Below are 14,446 nucleotides of genomic sequence, written 5' to 3' on the forward strand. Positions count from 1 at the left end.
GGTCCCGCGCCGCAGCGGCGAGCGCGGTGGCATCGAGGCGGGCCTGCTGCCCGGCCTCCTGCCCGGCGGTCGCCCCGTGGCCGACTCCGAGGCCCGTGCCCAGGTCGAGCGGGCCTGGAACCTGGGTCCCGAGCACCCTCTGCCCGCCTCACCGGGCCGCGATGCCACCGGCATCCTCTCGGCCCTCCTGGAGGGGAGCCTCGGCGGCACCGTCGTCGGCGGTGTCGATCTGCGCGACTTCCCCGACCCGGGCCTGGCCCGCGCGGCCCTCGCCGCCAGTGGCTTCACCGTCCAGCTCGAGGTGCGCCGCAGCGAGGTCAGCGAGCACGCCGACGTCGTCCTGCCCGTCGCCCCGGCCGTGGAGAAGAACGGCACCTTCGTCAACTGGGAGGGGCGTGTGCGCCCCTTCGGTCAGGCCCATGTCTCACGCGCCCGCACCGACCGCCAGGTCCTGGGCATGCTCGCCGACGAGATGGGAGTCGACCTCCAGGTCGACGACCTGGTCGTCCTGCACGAGCAGCTCGCCGACCTGGGCCTGTGGCGCGGGAAGCGCACGCCGGTCGCCTTCGGGCCCGCCCCAGTGGTCTGCGCCGGTGCCCCCGTCCCCGCCGACGGCGTGGAGGCGCGCCTGACCACTCACAAGCCCATGCTCGACGCCGGACGCCTCCAGGACGGCGAGCCCTTCCTGGCGGCCACCGCCCTGCGCCCCATCGCCCGGGTGGGCGCCGACCTCGCCCAGCGCCTGTCGCTGGCAGCCGGCCAGGAGGTGACCGTGGCGACCGCCACCGGATCGATCACCCTGCCGGCCGTCGTCGGCGGAGTCAGCGACGGCACCGTGTGGCTGCCCGAGTGCTCGGCCGGATCCACCGTCCACCAGACCCTGGGTGCCGGGCACGGCTCCCAGGTCACCCTGACCCACGCAGCGGAGGTACTGAGGTGAACCCGATCCACGCGGCTCAGGCCGCCGCCGACGACGCCATCTCCAACGGAGGCGTGACCGCCGACTTCTCCGCCGAGACCTGGTGGCTGACCCTCATCAAGGCCGGCTTCATCGTCGCCTTCCTCATCGTCAGCGTCATGATGGCGCTGTGGGTGGAGCGACGCGGCCTGGCCCGTATGCAGACCCGTCTGGGCCCCAACGTCAACGGCCCCCTGGGCCTGCTCCAGGCGGTCGCCGACGCCGGCAAGCTCATCATGAAGGAGGACTTCTGGCTCAAGGGGGCCGAGAAGGTCATCTACCTCCTGGCGCCGCTCATCGCCGCCTTCAGCGCCTTCATGGTCTACGCGGTCATCCCCTTCGGGCCGCAGGTGAGCATCTTCGGCCACTCCACGCCCCTGCAGCTGACCGACTTCCCGGTGGCGGTCCTCTACATCCTGGCCATCACCGCCTTCGGCGTCTACGGGATCATCCTGGGCGGCTGGTCCACGCACTCCACCTACCCGCTCTTCGGCGCCGTGCGCAGCGCCGCTCAGGTCATCTCCTACGAGCTGAGCATGAGCCTGTCCATCCTCACGGTCTTCCTGGCCTCGGGGACCATGTCCACCTCCGGGATCGTCAGCGCCCAGCAGCGCATCTGGTGGGCCGTGGCGATGGTGCCCAGCTTCATCATCTACGTCATCTCCATGGTCGGTGAGGTCAACCGCCTCCCCTTCGACCTTCCCGAGGCCGAGGGCGAGCTCGTCGCCGGCCACATGGTCGAGTACTCCTCGATGAAGTTCGCCTGGTACTTCCTGGCCGAGTACATCAACATGTTCAACGTCTCGGCCGTGTGCGTTACCCTGTTCCTGGGCGGCTGGCGCTCGGCGATCCTCGGCCTGTTCTGGGAGGGCGCCAACTCCGGTTGGTGGCCGATGCTGTGGTTCGTCGCCAAGGTCTGGGCCGTCATGTTCTTCATGATCTGGACCCGTGGAACCCTGGTGCGCATCCGCTACGACCACTTCATGAAGCTGGGCTGGAAGGTTCTCATCCCGATCTCCCTGGTCTGGTTCGTGCTGGTGGCAGTGGTGCGCGCCTTCCGCACCTTCTCGGGCGCCTCCGTGCAGGCACTGCTGCTGCCGATGGCCGGTGTCTTCTGCGTCATCATGTTCATCCTCTTCCTCATGCCCGACAAGGAGGAAGAGGAGGAGCTCTACGACGAGTACGACGACGAGGACGCCGACGACGACGTCGAGATCCTGAGCGCCGACGACGATCACGTCGCCTTCCTCGAGGGCTTCCCCGTCCCGCCGCCTCCGGGCAAGTCCCTGCCCCCCTCACCGCGTGCCCGTCGCGCCGCCCTGGCGGCGGAGGCGGCCACCGCGGCCGATGACTCCGAGACCGGGGCGGTCACCGCCGTCGGTCTGCTGGAGGACGTCGACCTCGAGGACGACGACGCGGCCGGCTCCGCGGACTCCGCCGCATCCGCCGAGTCCCCCGACTCGGTCGGCACGGACGCGGCCACCGCCCTGCCCACCTTCACCCTTGACCTCAAGGCCGACTCGGCCGGTGGCAAGGACACAGACACGGCCGCTGAGGCACCCCAGGAGGGAAAAGATGACTGATCGCCCCCACCGTTCCCGGGGCTCGCAGCACGACAAGTGGCTGCGCGACGCTCCCTCCGCCCTGGCCCGGGCCTTCGCGCCCGTGGCCGGCTACGGGGTCACCATCTCCTCGATGTTCCGTCCCGTGGTCACCGAGCAGTACCCCTTCGAGCCGCCCCAGGTGATGCCCCGCTACCACGGGCGCCATCAGCTCAACCGCTACGACGACGGCCTGGAGAAGTGCATCGGCTGCGAGCTGTGCGCCTGGGCCTGCCCCGCCGACGCGATCTACGTCGAGGCCGCCTCCAACGAACCCGGCGCCCAGTACTCGCCCGGCGAGCGCTATGGGCGCGTCTACCAGATCAACTACCTGCGCTGCATCTTCTGCGGCATGTGCATCGAGGCCTGCCCCACCCGGGCCCTGACCATGTCCACCGACTTCGATGAGCTCGTCGGCCCCGGCCGCGAGGGCCTCATCTACGAGAAGGAGGACCTGCTGGCCCCCGTGCCCGAGGGCGCCGTGGCCGCGCCCCACCCCATGGTCGAGGGCACCGAGGACGGCGACTACTACCGCGGGCGGGTCGTCGGCTCCACCCAGGCCCAGATCGACTGGGTGCGGGCCCACCGGCCCGACGACCCCAGTCTGGACGATGCCCGCGCCAAGGCCGTCCCCACCGCCTCCGGTCGGGGTAGCCGTCAGACTGCGAAGGGAGCCCTGCGATGAGCGCCCTCCTGATGACCGGAGCCTCCGCCGCCGTCCCCACCGCCCTGACTCAGGACGGTCACCTGGGGCTGGGCGAGGCCATCGTGTTCGGCGTCGTCGCCCTGGTCACCGTGGCCTGCGGCATCGGCGTCCTGACCGCCAAGCGCGCCGTGAACGCCGCCATCAACATGATCGGCATCATGGTCTCGCTGGCCGTCCTCTACATCGTCAACGAGTCGCCCTTCATGGGCATCACCCAGGTCGTGGTCTACACCGGCGCCGTCATGACCCTCGTCCTGTTCGTCATCATGCTCGTGGGCGTCGGCGGCGACGAGCCGGTGGGAGCCGCCGGTACCGTCATGAGGCGCCCGGTCCTCATCCTGCTGGGACTGGGGCTGGCCGGCGCCCTGACCGCCGTCGTGTGGCGCTCCACCCTGCCGACGCCGGTCGGCCTCAAGGACGGCGCCAAGGCCGCGCCCGACCTGCTGGCCGTCACGCTCTACCACGACCACGTCGTCACCATGGAGCTGACCGCCATCCTGCTCATCGTCGCCGCCGTCGGCGCCCTGACCCTCACCCACCGTCAGCGCATCCGGGCTCGGCTCAGCCAGCGCGGGGTGGCCGCCGGCAAGATGCAGGACTACGCCACCAAGAGCGCCCACCCGGGCCAGAAGCCGATGCCCGGCGTCTACGCCTCCACCAACTCCGCCGCCGCCCCGGCCCTGGACGCGCAGGGCGAGGCCGTGGAGGAGTCCGTGCCCAGGGTCCTGCGGGCCCGCGGACAGGGCCTGGAGCTGTCCGACGTCTCCCCGGAGATGGGTCTGGCCCAGCGCTCGGGGACGATCGTCTCCCGCCTGGACGGCGCCCCGGAGGCCGGTGCAACCGGCGGCTCCCGGGCCGCCCGCCGCTCCGGGATGCCCGCCATGCCCGGCGCCGCCGCCCCCGCCGTCAAGCAGCCCGTCCTCAGCGATGACGGGGCAGCCGACTCGGCCGCCCCGGAGCAGAAGGAGGAGAAGTGAGTCTCCCCATCACCGTCTACCTCGTCCTGGCCGGGGTGCTGTTCACCCTGGGGGCGCTCACGGTGCTGCTGCGCCGCAACGCCATCATCGAGCTCATGGGAGTTGAGCTCATGCTCAACTCCGTCAACCTCGTCCTGGTGACCTTCTCCCGGATCCACGGCAACCTCACCGGTCAGGTCTTCGCCTTCTTCGTCATGGTGGTGGCCGCCGCCGAGGTCGTGGTGGGTCTGAGCATCGTCGTTTCCATCTTCCGCACCCGCAGGTCCACGTCGGTCGACGACGAGAACCTGCTCAAGAACTGAGGGGAGAGACCACCGACATGCTTCCCGCTCCTGTCACCGCCGTTGTGACGCCCCTGACCGAGGCCACCGGCCCGGCCTCCTGGGCCTGGCTGCTCATCGCCGTCCCCGCGGCCTCCGCCGCCTTCCTGCTGCTGGCCGGCCGCCGCTCCAACGCCTGGGGCCACTGGCTGGGTCTGGCCGCCTCCTTCGCCGCCGCCTGCCTCGGTGTGGGCATCCTCGTGCAGGTCCTGGGCCTGCCCGCCGAGGAACGCGTCATCGGCCTGCCCCTCTACCACTGGTTCTCCGCCGGGAACCTGAACATCGACGTCGGCCTGCGCCTGGACCCGCTGTCGCTGACCTTCGTCACCCTGGTCACCTGCGTCGGCTTCCTCATCCACCTGTACTCGGTGGCCTACATGGCCCACGACCGCGACCGGCGCCGTTTCTTCGCCTATCTCAACCTCTTCATCGCCGCGATGCTCACCCTGGTCCTGGGCGACTCCTACATCGTGCTCTTCGTCGGCTGGGAGGGCGTGGGCCTGGCCTCCTACCTGCTCATCGGCTTCTGGAACACCGCCGACGCCGATGCGCCCCAGGGCGAGCAGGCCACCAGTCGCGAGAACGCCGCCGCCGCCAAGAAGGCCTTCGTCATGAACCGTGTGGGCGACGTCGGTCTCCTGCTGGCCATGATGACGATCGTCGGCCAGATCGGCTCGGTCTCCTTCGACGACGTCTCCGCCGCCGCCCTCGACGGCTCGGTGACCACGGGCTGGCTCACCGCCATCGGCTTCTTCCTGCTCCTGGCGGCCTGCGGCAAGTCCGCCCAGTTCCCCCTCCAGGCCTGGCTGGGTGACGCCATGGCCGGCCCCACACCGGTCTCCGCCCTCATCCACGCAGCCACCATGGTCACCGCCGGCGTCTACCTCATGGTCCGCTCCGCCGCCGTCTTCGAGGGAGCCCCGAGCGCCCAGACGGCCGTGGCCGTCGTCGGCGCCATCACCCTGCTGCTGGGGGCCGTCATCGGAAGCGCCAAGGACGACATGAAGAAGGTCCTGGCCGCCTCCACCATGAGCCAGATCGGCTACATGATGCTGGGGGCCGGTCTCGGCCCGATCGGCTACGCCTTCGCCATCTTCCACCTGCTCACCCACGGCTTCTTCAAGGCCCAGCTCTTCCTGGGGGCCGGCTCGGTCATGCACGCCATGGGCGACCAGGTCAACATGCGCCGCTTCGGCGGCCTGCGCGGCGCCATGGCGATCACCTGGGTCACCATGGGCATCGGTTGGCTCGCCATCCTGGGGGTGCCGCCCTTCTCCGGCTTCTGGTCCAAGGACCGCCTCATCGAGGCCGCCTTCATCGGCGAGGGCGCCAAGCCCTGGATCCTGGGAACCATCGCCCTGTTGGGCGCGGGCCTGACCGCCTTCTACATGTCCCGCCTGTTCTTCATGATCTTCCACGGCAAGCAGCGCTGGACCACCAAAGACGACCTGGAGGGCGAGGTCCATCCCCACGAGTCCGGCTGGCTCATGACGCTGCCCCTGATCGTCCTGTCCGTGTTCTCCGCGGGCCTGGGCGGGCTGCTGACCTACAACAACATGTTCGTCACCTGGCTGGAGCCGGTCACCGGTCACGCCGAGCACGGTGAGCCGGTCCTGCCGGCCACCGTCATCATGGGCGCCACCCTCGCCCTGGTTGTGGTCGGGGTTGTCGTGGCCTGGTGGATGTACGTGCGCCGCACGGTGCCCGTCGTCCTGCAGCCCACCAACCCCCTGGTGGAGGCCGCCCGCAAGGACATGTACCAGGACGCCGTCAACGAGGCCCTGGCCATGCGCACCGGTCAGGGGCTGGTCCTGGCCACCGACGCCGTCGAGCGCTACGTCGTCGACGGCGCCATCGAGGGTGCCGCCGCGGGCACCGGCGCCCTGGGGCGCCTGACCCGCCGCACCGAGTCCGGGTACGTGCGCTCCTACGCCGGCTACATGCTGGCCGGAACGGTCCTCGTACTCATCGCCGTCCTGGCCGCCAGGTTCTGAGAGGACACGTCACATGCCGACTCTTCCCGCATCGCTGCCCGTCCTGACCGTCATGGCGATCACGCCGTTGGCCGGGGCGCTCCTGCTGTGGCTGGTTCCGCCGCTGCGCCGGCTCCACGCCCGCGCCGTGGGTCTCGTGTTCTCCCTGGCGGTCCTCGCCCTGGGCCTGTGGGCGCTGAGCGCCTTCGAGCTGGGCCACGCCGGCACTGTCCAGTTGACCGACACCCACTCCTGGATCCCCGCCATCGGCGCCTCCTGGGCCCTGGGCGTCAACGGCCTGGGCCTGTCCATGGTGCTTCTGGCCGCCTTCGTCACGCCCCTGGTGCTGCTCGCCTCCTGGGGCGAGGTCCCCGCCGACCGGCAGGGGCTGTTCACCGGGCTCGTCCTGGCGCTGGAGTTCTTCGTCGTCGTCATCTTCTCGGCCCGGGACCTGCTCCTGTTCTACCTGTGCTTCGAGGCGATGCTCATCCCGGTGTACTTCCTCATCGGCTGCTTCGGCGGACAGAAGCGTCAGCGCGCCGCCCTGAAGTTCCTCCTGTACTCCCTGGCCGGCGGGCTCGTCATGCTCATCGGCGTCATCGCCGTCTACCTGCACTCCGCCCAGAACGGCACCCCCAGCTTCCTCATCGACTCGGTGGCGGCCAACCTGCACGTGTCGGCCTCCGCGGGGCACTGGATCTTCCTGACCTTCTTCATCGCCTTCGCCATCAAGGCGCCGCTGGTCCCGGTCCACACCTGGCTGCCCGACACCGCCGAGCAGGCCACTCCGGGCACCTCGGTGCTGCTCATCGGCATCCTGGACAAGATCGGCACCTTCGGCATGATCACCCTGGTCCTGCCGATCTTCCCGGAGGCCTCCCGCTGGGCCGCCCCGGTGATCCTGGTCCTGGCGGTCGTCTCCATCATCTACGGGGGCCTGGCCGCCATCGCCCAGGACAACCTCTACCGCCTCATCTCCTACACCTCCGTGAGCCACTTCGGCTTCATGGTCCTGGGGATCTTCATCGGCAACCAGGTGGCCGCCAACGGCGCCATGGTCTACATGGTGGCCCACGGGCTGTCCATCGCCGGCCTCTACCTGGTCACCGGCTTCATGGCGCGGCGCACCGGGACCGTCACCATCAGCGAGCTCGGCGGCATCGCCCGGGTCATGCCGCTGGTGGCCGGGACCTTCCTGGTCTGCGGGCTGGCCTCCATCGCCCTGCCGGGCCTGAGCGGATTCGTGCCCGAGTGGATGGTGCTCACCGGCACCTTCTCGGTCTCGCTGGCCCTGGGCGGTGCGGCCGTCGTCGGTGTCGTCATCGCCGCCGTCTACATGCTGCTGCCCTACCAGCGGGTCTTCACCGGAGCGCCTGCGCCCGAGCGCGTCGGCAGCCCCGACCTCGACGGGCGTGAGCGCCTCGTCGTCGTCCCCATCATCGCCGCGATGCTCGCGCTCGGGCTGGCCCCGGCCACCCTCACGCACGCGCTCGACGACGTCGCCCGGCAGGTCGCGCTCACGGTGACCCGCTCCCCGCAGGACGCCGCCTCCGCCGTCGTCGCAGGTGACAGCCACGATGCCGGCGGTGCATCCGAAGCGCCCGCCGCCTCCACCGCTACGGAAGGGAACACCAAGTGAGCCCCTCAGCCACTGCCCCGATCGTCAACTGGGACGCCCTGACGCCGGTACTCATCATCCTGGGCGCCGGTGTCCTGGGCGTCCTCGTGGAGGCCTTCATCACCCGACCCGCTCGCCTGGCCATCCAGTCCACGCTGAGCCTTCTGGCCATCCTGGCCTCCGGGGTCTCCCTGTTCCTGCGCTGGGGTGAGGTCAAGGCCGCCGGGGCCGCCGCCGCGGCGACGCCCCAGTTCCAGCTCCCCAAGGGCTTCCTGCCGGGTGCCCGCATGTCCGCGGGCCTGACCGAGGATCCCTTCTCCATCGCCGCCCAGGGCATCCTCCTGGTCATCGGGCTGCTGGCCGTCATGGTCATGGCCGACCGGACCTCTGTCGGTGACGGGGCCTTCGCGGCCCAGGCCGCTGACCGGCCCGGCAGCGCGGAGGAGACCGAGTCCCTCCTGGCCGGGTGGACCACGACCGAGGTCTTCCCCCTGACCCTGTTCTCGCTGGGCGGCATGATGCTCTTCGGAGCCAGCAGTGACCTCATCACGCTGTTCGTCATCCTGGAGATGATCTCCCTGCCGCTGTACATCCTGGCGGCCACCGCCCGCCACCGCCGGCTGCTCAGCCAGGAGGCGGCGCTGAAGTACTTCGTGCTGGGTGCCTTCGCCTCGGCCTTCCTCCTCATGGGAGCGGCCCTGCTCTACGGGGTGGCCGGTGCCGTCGACTACGAGATCCTGGGCGAGGCCGTGCGCACCGTGCCGGGGCAGGAGTGGCTCGTCCTGGCCGGCCTCATGCTGGTGATCATCGGCCTGCTGTTCAAGGTGGCGGCCGTGCCCTTCCACGCCTGGAGCCCGGACGTCTACCAGGGCGCCCCCACCCCGGTCACCGGGTTCATGGCCGCCGGGGTCAAGGCCGCCGCCTTCCTGGCACTCGTGCGCTTCTACTACATGATCGCCGGTGCCATGGGCTGGGACCTGGCCCCCGCCTTGTGGGCCGTGGCGGCGCTGACCATGCTCGTGGGCACCGTCGTCGGGGTGGTTCAGCACGACGTCAAGCGCATGCTCGCCTACTCGGCCATCGCCCACGCCGGCTTCATGCTCATCGGGATCCTGGCCTACTCCCAGGCGGCGATCTCCGCGCTCAGCTTCTACGCCCTGACCTACGGGATCGCCACCGTGGGAGCCTTCGGCATCATCACCCTGGTGCGCTCCAACCGTGACGGCTCCGTGGGCGGCGAGGACGGCGACCTGGATGCCTTCAAGGGTCTGGGACGCCGCAGCCCTTGGGCGGCCGGAGCCATGACCGTCTTCCTGCTGTCCTTCGCCGGAGTGCCCCTGACGGCCGGCTTCATGGCCAAGTTCCGGCTCTTCGCCACCGGCCTGAGCGGTAACGGGGTGCCCTTCGTCATCCTCGCCGTCGTCTGCTCGGCCGTGACCGCCTTCTTCTACATGAGGCTCATCGTGCTCATGTTCTTCCATGAGCCCGACGGCGAGCGCTCCGCGGTCGTGGGCAGCCAGGGCCCGATCCTCCTGGCGGTCGGCGTTGCGGTGATAGCCACAATCGGGTTGGGTGTTTTGCCGCAGACCGCCTTCGACCTGTTCGACCAGACGGCTATGCTCCTTCCGTGATCGGATCACTGCCGCTGAGCGCCCCCGAGCTGGAGTCGCGCATCATCCCCGCCCTCCAGACCGTCGAGGACCGCCTTATGGAGGTGGTCACCAGCGCTGACGAGACCATCAACCCACCGACCTCGCACCTGGCCGAGGCCGGCGGCAAGCGCCTGCGCCCGGTCCTGGCCCTGCTGACCGCCCAGCTCGGAGACCCGGCCCTGGCCACCGGCGAGCAGATCCGCGATGCCGGCGTGGCCGTGGAGCTGACCCACATCGCCACCCTCTACCACGACGACGTCATGGACGAGGCCCCGCTGCGCCGTGGCGCCCCGAGTGCTCAGATCGTCTGGGGCAACTCCGCCGCCATCCTCACCGGCGACGTCCTCGTGGCCCGCGCCTCCCAGCTGGTGGCGGCCCTCAGCCCGGAGGCCGTCATGGCTCACGCCAAGACCTTCGAGCGCCTGTGCATGGGCCAGCTCCACGAGACCCTGCCGCGCCCAGCGGGCACCGACCCGGTGGATCACTACATCCAGGTCCTGGCGGACAAGACCGGCTCCCTCATCGCGGTGTCCGCCCGCTTCGGGGCGATGCTCACCAATGCCGGGGCGCGAACAGAACGGATCGTGGAGGAGTTCGGAGACAAGATCGGCGTGGCCTTCCAGCTGGCCGATGACGTCATCGACCTCATGAGCGACTCGGCCACCACCGGCAAGACCCCCGGCACCGACCTGCGCGAAGGCGTGGACACCATGCCGGTCCTCCTTCTGCGCAAGGCCCTGGCGGCCGGTGAGCTCGATGCCGCCGGCCAGGCCATCCTCTCGCGCCTGTCCACCGGTGACCTGTCCGACGACGCCTTCCTGGCCGACGTCGTCGCTCGCCTGCGCGAGCACCCGGTCCTGGCCCGTACCCGCGAGATGGCCATGGCCTGGGCCACCGAGGCGGTCGAGGGCCTGGAGGGCCTGGAGGAGGCCGTTCTTGACGGCACCCGGCAGCGCCTGACCCGGGCCGGCATCGAGGGTGAGGCCGCCGCGGAGGCTATGGCCGACGCCGGTGAACGGGTGGTGCAGGTGCGTGCGGCTATGGAGGACTTCGCCCGCATCCTCGTGGACCGGGCCGCCTGACAGACCGGTCCGAGGACTGACGAGGCCTCGCAACTACCCATTGACTCCCCATGGGGAGATGGGGAGCTGATGGGGAGAGACGGGTAGTTCCTCATCGTGAGCGGTGGACCGCGGCGTATAAGGTGTCTCGTACGTGTTCCCAATGCGCCGAAAGGTCCCCGACATGCCGTCCTCCACGCCGCTGTCACCCGATACCCGTACCCGACTGACCCGCCGTGGTGTCCTCACCCTGCCCGCCCTGGCCGGTGCGGGGGCGGTCCTGGCGGGGTGCGGGGTGCTCAAGAAGGGCGATACCGCCTCCTCTGGGAAGAGCTCGGGGGCCACGTCCCCACGTGCGGTCGCGACTGCGACTGGTCCGCATGGTGGGGTGATGCTGGAGGCGGAGTGGAAAGGGGCTCCGCTCTCGGTTGAGGTGGGGCCCGCCGCAGTCAACGACAAGTACGCTGTCGTGCGCTTGGTGTTCACAACGACCTCGGATGAGAATGTGAGCCTGTCTCAGCCGTTCGGCTTCGTGGATCATTCGGGGACGATGCTTGCGATCAGAATGCTCTCTTTGGATAAGGGGTTGGTGTATCGCGAACTCGACGAAGAAACACGTCATTTATATGATGGTGTTGAAAAGGGTAAACCCTTGGAAGTATTTCCAGTATTTCATGCGCCGCCCGAGGGTGTTGGCGTCGTGGAGCTGCTCCTTCCTAATGTGGGTATTGCTGCAGGTGTTCCGGTTTTGAAGAATACCGAGACTGATATCTCAGTGGATGATGTGCTGTCAAAGGCGAAGCTCGATGAGTCGGAGGCGGGGCCGTTCAAGATAGAGACGATGTCCCTAGCGGCTGACGATTCGTCGGACACGAAACAGGATGAGAAGTCGACGACGGTGACGGTGGCTGGGGATGTCACGTTCGCAACGGACTCCGATCAGCTCTCGGCTCAGGCTGACAGTGTGCTGGCGAATGTGGTGGAGCAGATCAAGAAGTATCCCTCTGGCGGGGAGCTGACGATCACGGGGCATACCGATGATGTGGCTGATGACGCGCACAACCAGGATCTATCGGAGCGGCGGGCCAAAGCGGTGTCGGAGCGGCTCAAGAAGCTGACGGAGTTGTCTGCGTGGAAGGAGTCGGTCTCGGGCAAGGGGGAGTCCTCGCCGCGAGTATCGAATGACTCCGACGAGCACCGGCAGGCTAACCGTCGTGTGGAGATCACGCTGACGCCATCGAAGCCGGCTGAGTCCAGTGCCCCACCGAGCGCGAGCGCAGCACCGTCGTCAACCTCGATGCCAAAGGCTGCCGGTCCTGCGGGCAAGGGGCCTGAGGGAGTCGATGTAACGATTCGAGATAAGGTGGCGCGCATGTCGATCGATAGTGTCACTCGGGTGGGTAAGTTCTTGATTGGCACCGTCCGGCTTGAAGCGGAACAGGATGTCATCATGCCTGCTGCGTGTCTTGTTTTGCCTGAAAGTATTGAAAGTCTGGGGTGGGAGGCTCTGCAATATGATATGTTTAGGTTCGGAGCTTATAGTCTGACAATTCTCGACGGCGGGAAGCGTTACCTGGAGGCTGGGTTTAGCTTCTCGGACGGCCGTGGCAGCTTGTTGACCAACCAGTTCGTTTATGATCTCGTTGCGGGTGGTGTGCTGAGTATGCCTGCTGTATGGCCTGACCCCGGTGGGGACAGAGTCGTTGTTGACTTGCCCGATGGAAACAATCCGACTGCGCCGCACAGGATTGTCGCCCGTCTTACCGACATCCCGGTCGTCAACGCGTAGCGCCTCTGTCGCTCAGAAAGGGGGTGGTTGATAAGAAGATGCCGCGCCGTCCTGATCGGCTCCCCGGTGGTGGCCTCGCCACATGTCCTGCCGGTACCTCCCCGACGTGACGCGGCTCAAAGCCGCGATGTTGCCCGCGCCCTGGGGGAGGGCCGCCCTTCCTCCATAGACTGTGGCACGGTGCCCCGCCGTCATCGCCGTCGCCCCGGACCGGATCAACCGGTCATCCCGGCAGCGGGAGCGCGGGCGCCACGTCCACGTCCCCTGAATCAGGAACGAAGAACAGTGAACGCACGTCCTCTCAATGTCGCCGTCATCGGAGCAGGCCCCGCAGGCATCTACGCCTCGGACATCCTCTCGAAGTCGGGTCTGGACGTCTGTATCGACCTGTTCGAGCGGCTTCCTGCGCCCTACGGGCTGGTGCGCTACGGCGTCGCCCCCGACCACCCGCGCATCAAGCAGATCATCGTGGCCCTCTACAAGATCCTCCAGCGCGGGGACATCCGGCTCATCGGCAACGTCGAGGTCGGCCGCGACATCTCGGTGGCCGAGCTCCACGAGCACTACGACGCCATCGTCTTCTCCACCGGAGCCGACACCGACGCCCCCCTCGACATCCCCGGCGTCGACGCCCCCGAGTGCTACGGCGGCGCCGACTTCGTCTCCTGGTACGACGGGCACCCCGACCACCCGCGCACCTGGGACCTGAGCGCCAAGGAGGTCGCTGTCATCGGCGTCGGCAACGTCGCCCTGGACATCGCCCGCGTCCTGGCCAAGCACGCCGACGACCTCATGACCACTGAGATCCCCGCGAACGTGGCCGCCACCCTCCGGCAGTCCCCGGTCACCGACGTACACATCTTCGGCCGCCGCGGCCCCGCCCAGGTGAAGTTCACCCCGCTGGAGCTGCGCGAGCTCGGCAAGCAGGCCGACGTCGACGTCATCGTCGACGAGGAGGACTTCGAGTACGACGAGGGCTCGCAGGCGGCCTTGGCCTCCTCCAACCAGCAGCGCCAGGTCGTCAAGGCCCTCGAGGGGTACGCGATGCAGGAGCCGGAGGACCTCACCGCCTCCCACCGCATCCACATCCACCTCTTCTCCGCACCCCACGAGGTCCTCACCGACGACGACGGCCACGTCGTCGGCCTGCGTACCGAGCGCACCCGCCTGACCGGAGACGGCAACGTCACCGGCACCGGCGAGTACCGCGACTGGCCCGTCCAGGCCGTCTACCGCGCCGTCGGATACGCCTCCAGCGCCATCGAGGGCCTCCCCTTCGACGTCGAGCGGCACGTCGTCCCCAACGAGGGCGGCCGCGTCCTCGGTGAGGACGGCAAGCCCCTGACCGGTCTGTACGCCACCGGCTGGATCCGCCGCGGCCCCGTGGGCCTCATCGGCTCCACCAAGTCCGACGCGCAGGAGACCATCACCAACCTCGTGGCCGACGCCAACGCCGGCCTGCTGCACGCCGAGACCAGTGACGAGGCCCAGGTCGGCCACGACGCCGTCATCGCCCTGCTGGAGTCCCGCGGCATCCCCTTCACCAACTGGGAGGGCTGGGAGCTGCTGGACGCCTACGAGCGCGAGCTCGGCGAGGGCTACGGCGAGGTCGTCGTCACCGGAGGGGAGTCCAAGCCGCGCGAGCGCGTCAAGGTCGTCTCCCGTGACGCCATGACCGCGATCTCCCGCTCCACCGAGGTCCCCGAGGACCTCATCGGCCAGCCAGAGGCGGGCCGCGTCCCCGAGCGCGTCGCCCACCGCCTGGCCGACTGAACCCGGGGCCGGCGGCCC

11 protein-coding genes are annotated in these 14,446 nt (G+C 68.9%); all 11 read left to right on the plus strand.

All coding sequences use genetic code 11. The features are described from left to right. Positions 1-940, plus strand: a 940-nt coding sequence (locus tag RIV12_RS08080; protein WP_309323094.1) for a molybdopterin-dependent oxidoreductase, incomplete at its 5' end; no start/stop codon positions are given. Then, positions 937-2,541 carry an NADH-quinone oxidoreductase subunit NuoH gene (nuoH, locus tag RIV12_RS08085; RefSeq protein WP_075418277.1) on the plus strand — a complete coding sequence of 535 codons (1,605 nt, stop codon included), beginning with the start codon at positions 937-939 and terminating at the stop codon, positions 2,539-2,541. The genes RIV12_RS08080 and nuoH, both read left to right, overlap by 4 nt. Further along, positions 2,534-3,244, plus strand: a complete 711-nt coding sequence (gene nuoI / locus RIV12_RS08090) for an NADH-quinone oxidoreductase subunit NuoI (protein ID WP_075418278.1) — start codon at positions 2,534-2,536, stop codon at positions 3,242-3,244. The genes nuoH and nuoI overlap by 8 nt, the downstream gene beginning before the upstream one ends. Next, the gene (locus tag RIV12_RS08095; protein ID WP_075418279.1) at positions 3,241-4,242 is read left to right on the plus strand and encodes an NADH-quinone oxidoreductase subunit J; all 1,002 of its coding nucleotides are present in this window, start codon (positions 3,241-3,243) and stop codon (positions 4,240-4,242) included. Before nuoI ends, RIV12_RS08095 begins: the two co-directional genes overlap by 4 nt. Next, positions 4,239-4,544 carry an NADH-quinone oxidoreductase subunit NuoK gene (nuoK, locus tag RIV12_RS08100; RefSeq protein ID WP_075418280.1) on the plus strand — a complete coding sequence of 102 codons (306 nt, stop codon included), beginning with the start codon at positions 4,239-4,241 and terminating at the stop codon, positions 4,542-4,544. Before RIV12_RS08095 ends, nuoK begins: the two co-directional genes overlap by 4 nt. A 17-nt stretch (positions 4,545-4,561) precedes the next feature. Beyond that, entirely contained in the window at positions 4,562-6,556 is a 1,995-nt protein-coding gene (gene nuoL, locus RIV12_RS08105; RefSeq protein WP_075418281.1) for an NADH-quinone oxidoreductase subunit L, read from the plus strand. A 13-nt stretch (positions 6,557-6,569) separates the two neighbouring features. Then, positions 6,570-8,174, plus strand: a complete 1,605-nt coding sequence (locus RIV12_RS08110) for an NADH-quinone oxidoreductase subunit M (protein WP_309323097.1) — start codon at positions 6,570-6,572, stop codon at positions 8,172-8,174. Continuing rightward, entirely contained in the window at positions 8,171-9,784 is a 1,614-nt protein-coding gene (gene nuoN, locus RIV12_RS08115) for an NADH-quinone oxidoreductase subunit NuoN (RefSeq protein WP_309323099.1), read from the plus strand. The genes RIV12_RS08110 and nuoN overlap by 4 nt, the downstream gene beginning before the upstream one ends. After that, complete coding sequence (locus RIV12_RS08120; protein WP_309323101.1) at positions 9,781-10,887, plus strand: polyprenyl synthetase family protein; 1,107 nt, start codon at positions 9,781-9,783, stop codon at positions 10,885-10,887. Before nuoN ends, RIV12_RS08120 begins: the two co-directional genes overlap by 4 nt. A gap of 370 nt (positions 10,888-11,257) precedes the next feature. Further along, a complete protein-coding gene (locus tag RIV12_RS08125) occupies positions 11,258-12,655 on the plus strand; it encodes an OmpA family protein (RefSeq protein ID WP_309323103.1) in 1,398 nt (465 codons plus the stop codon). Between the two features lie 285 nt (positions 12,656-12,940). Beyond that, positions 12,941-14,428 carry an FAD-dependent oxidoreductase gene (locus RIV12_RS08130; RefSeq protein WP_309323105.1) on the plus strand — a complete coding sequence of 496 codons (1,488 nt, stop codon included), beginning with the start codon at positions 12,941-12,943 and terminating at the stop codon, positions 14,426-14,428. The last annotated feature ends 18 nt before the right edge of the window (positions 14,429-14,446 follow it).

The organism is Actinomyces stomatis, from assembly GCF_031292835.1.
In the GTDB taxonomy this organism is placed as follows: Bacteria; Actinomycetota; Actinomycetes; order Actinomycetales; family Actinomycetaceae; genus Actinomyces; species Actinomyces stomatis.

Bases quoted from the DNA above. Each gene is read 5' to 3' on its own strand.
- nuoL (WP_075418281.1), top strand. From the start codon at position 4,562: ATGCTTCCCGCTCCTGTCACCGCCGTTGTGACGCCCCTGACCGAGGCC.
- nuoI (WP_075418278.1), top strand. From the start codon at position 2,534: ATGACTGATCGCCCCCACCGTTCCCGGGGCTCGCAGCACGACAAGTGG.
- RIV12_RS08095 (WP_075418279.1), top strand. From the start codon at position 3,241: ATGAGCGCCCTCCTGATGACCGGAGCCTCCGCCGCCGTCCCCACCGCC.
- RIV12_RS08110 (WP_309323097.1), top strand. From the start codon at position 6,570: ATGCCGACTCTTCCCGCATCGCTGCCCGTCCTGACCGTCATGGCGATC.
- RIV12_RS08125 (WP_309323103.1), top strand. From the start codon at position 11,258: ATGCTGGAGGCGGAGTGGAAAGGGGCTCCGCTCTCGGTTGAGGTGGGG.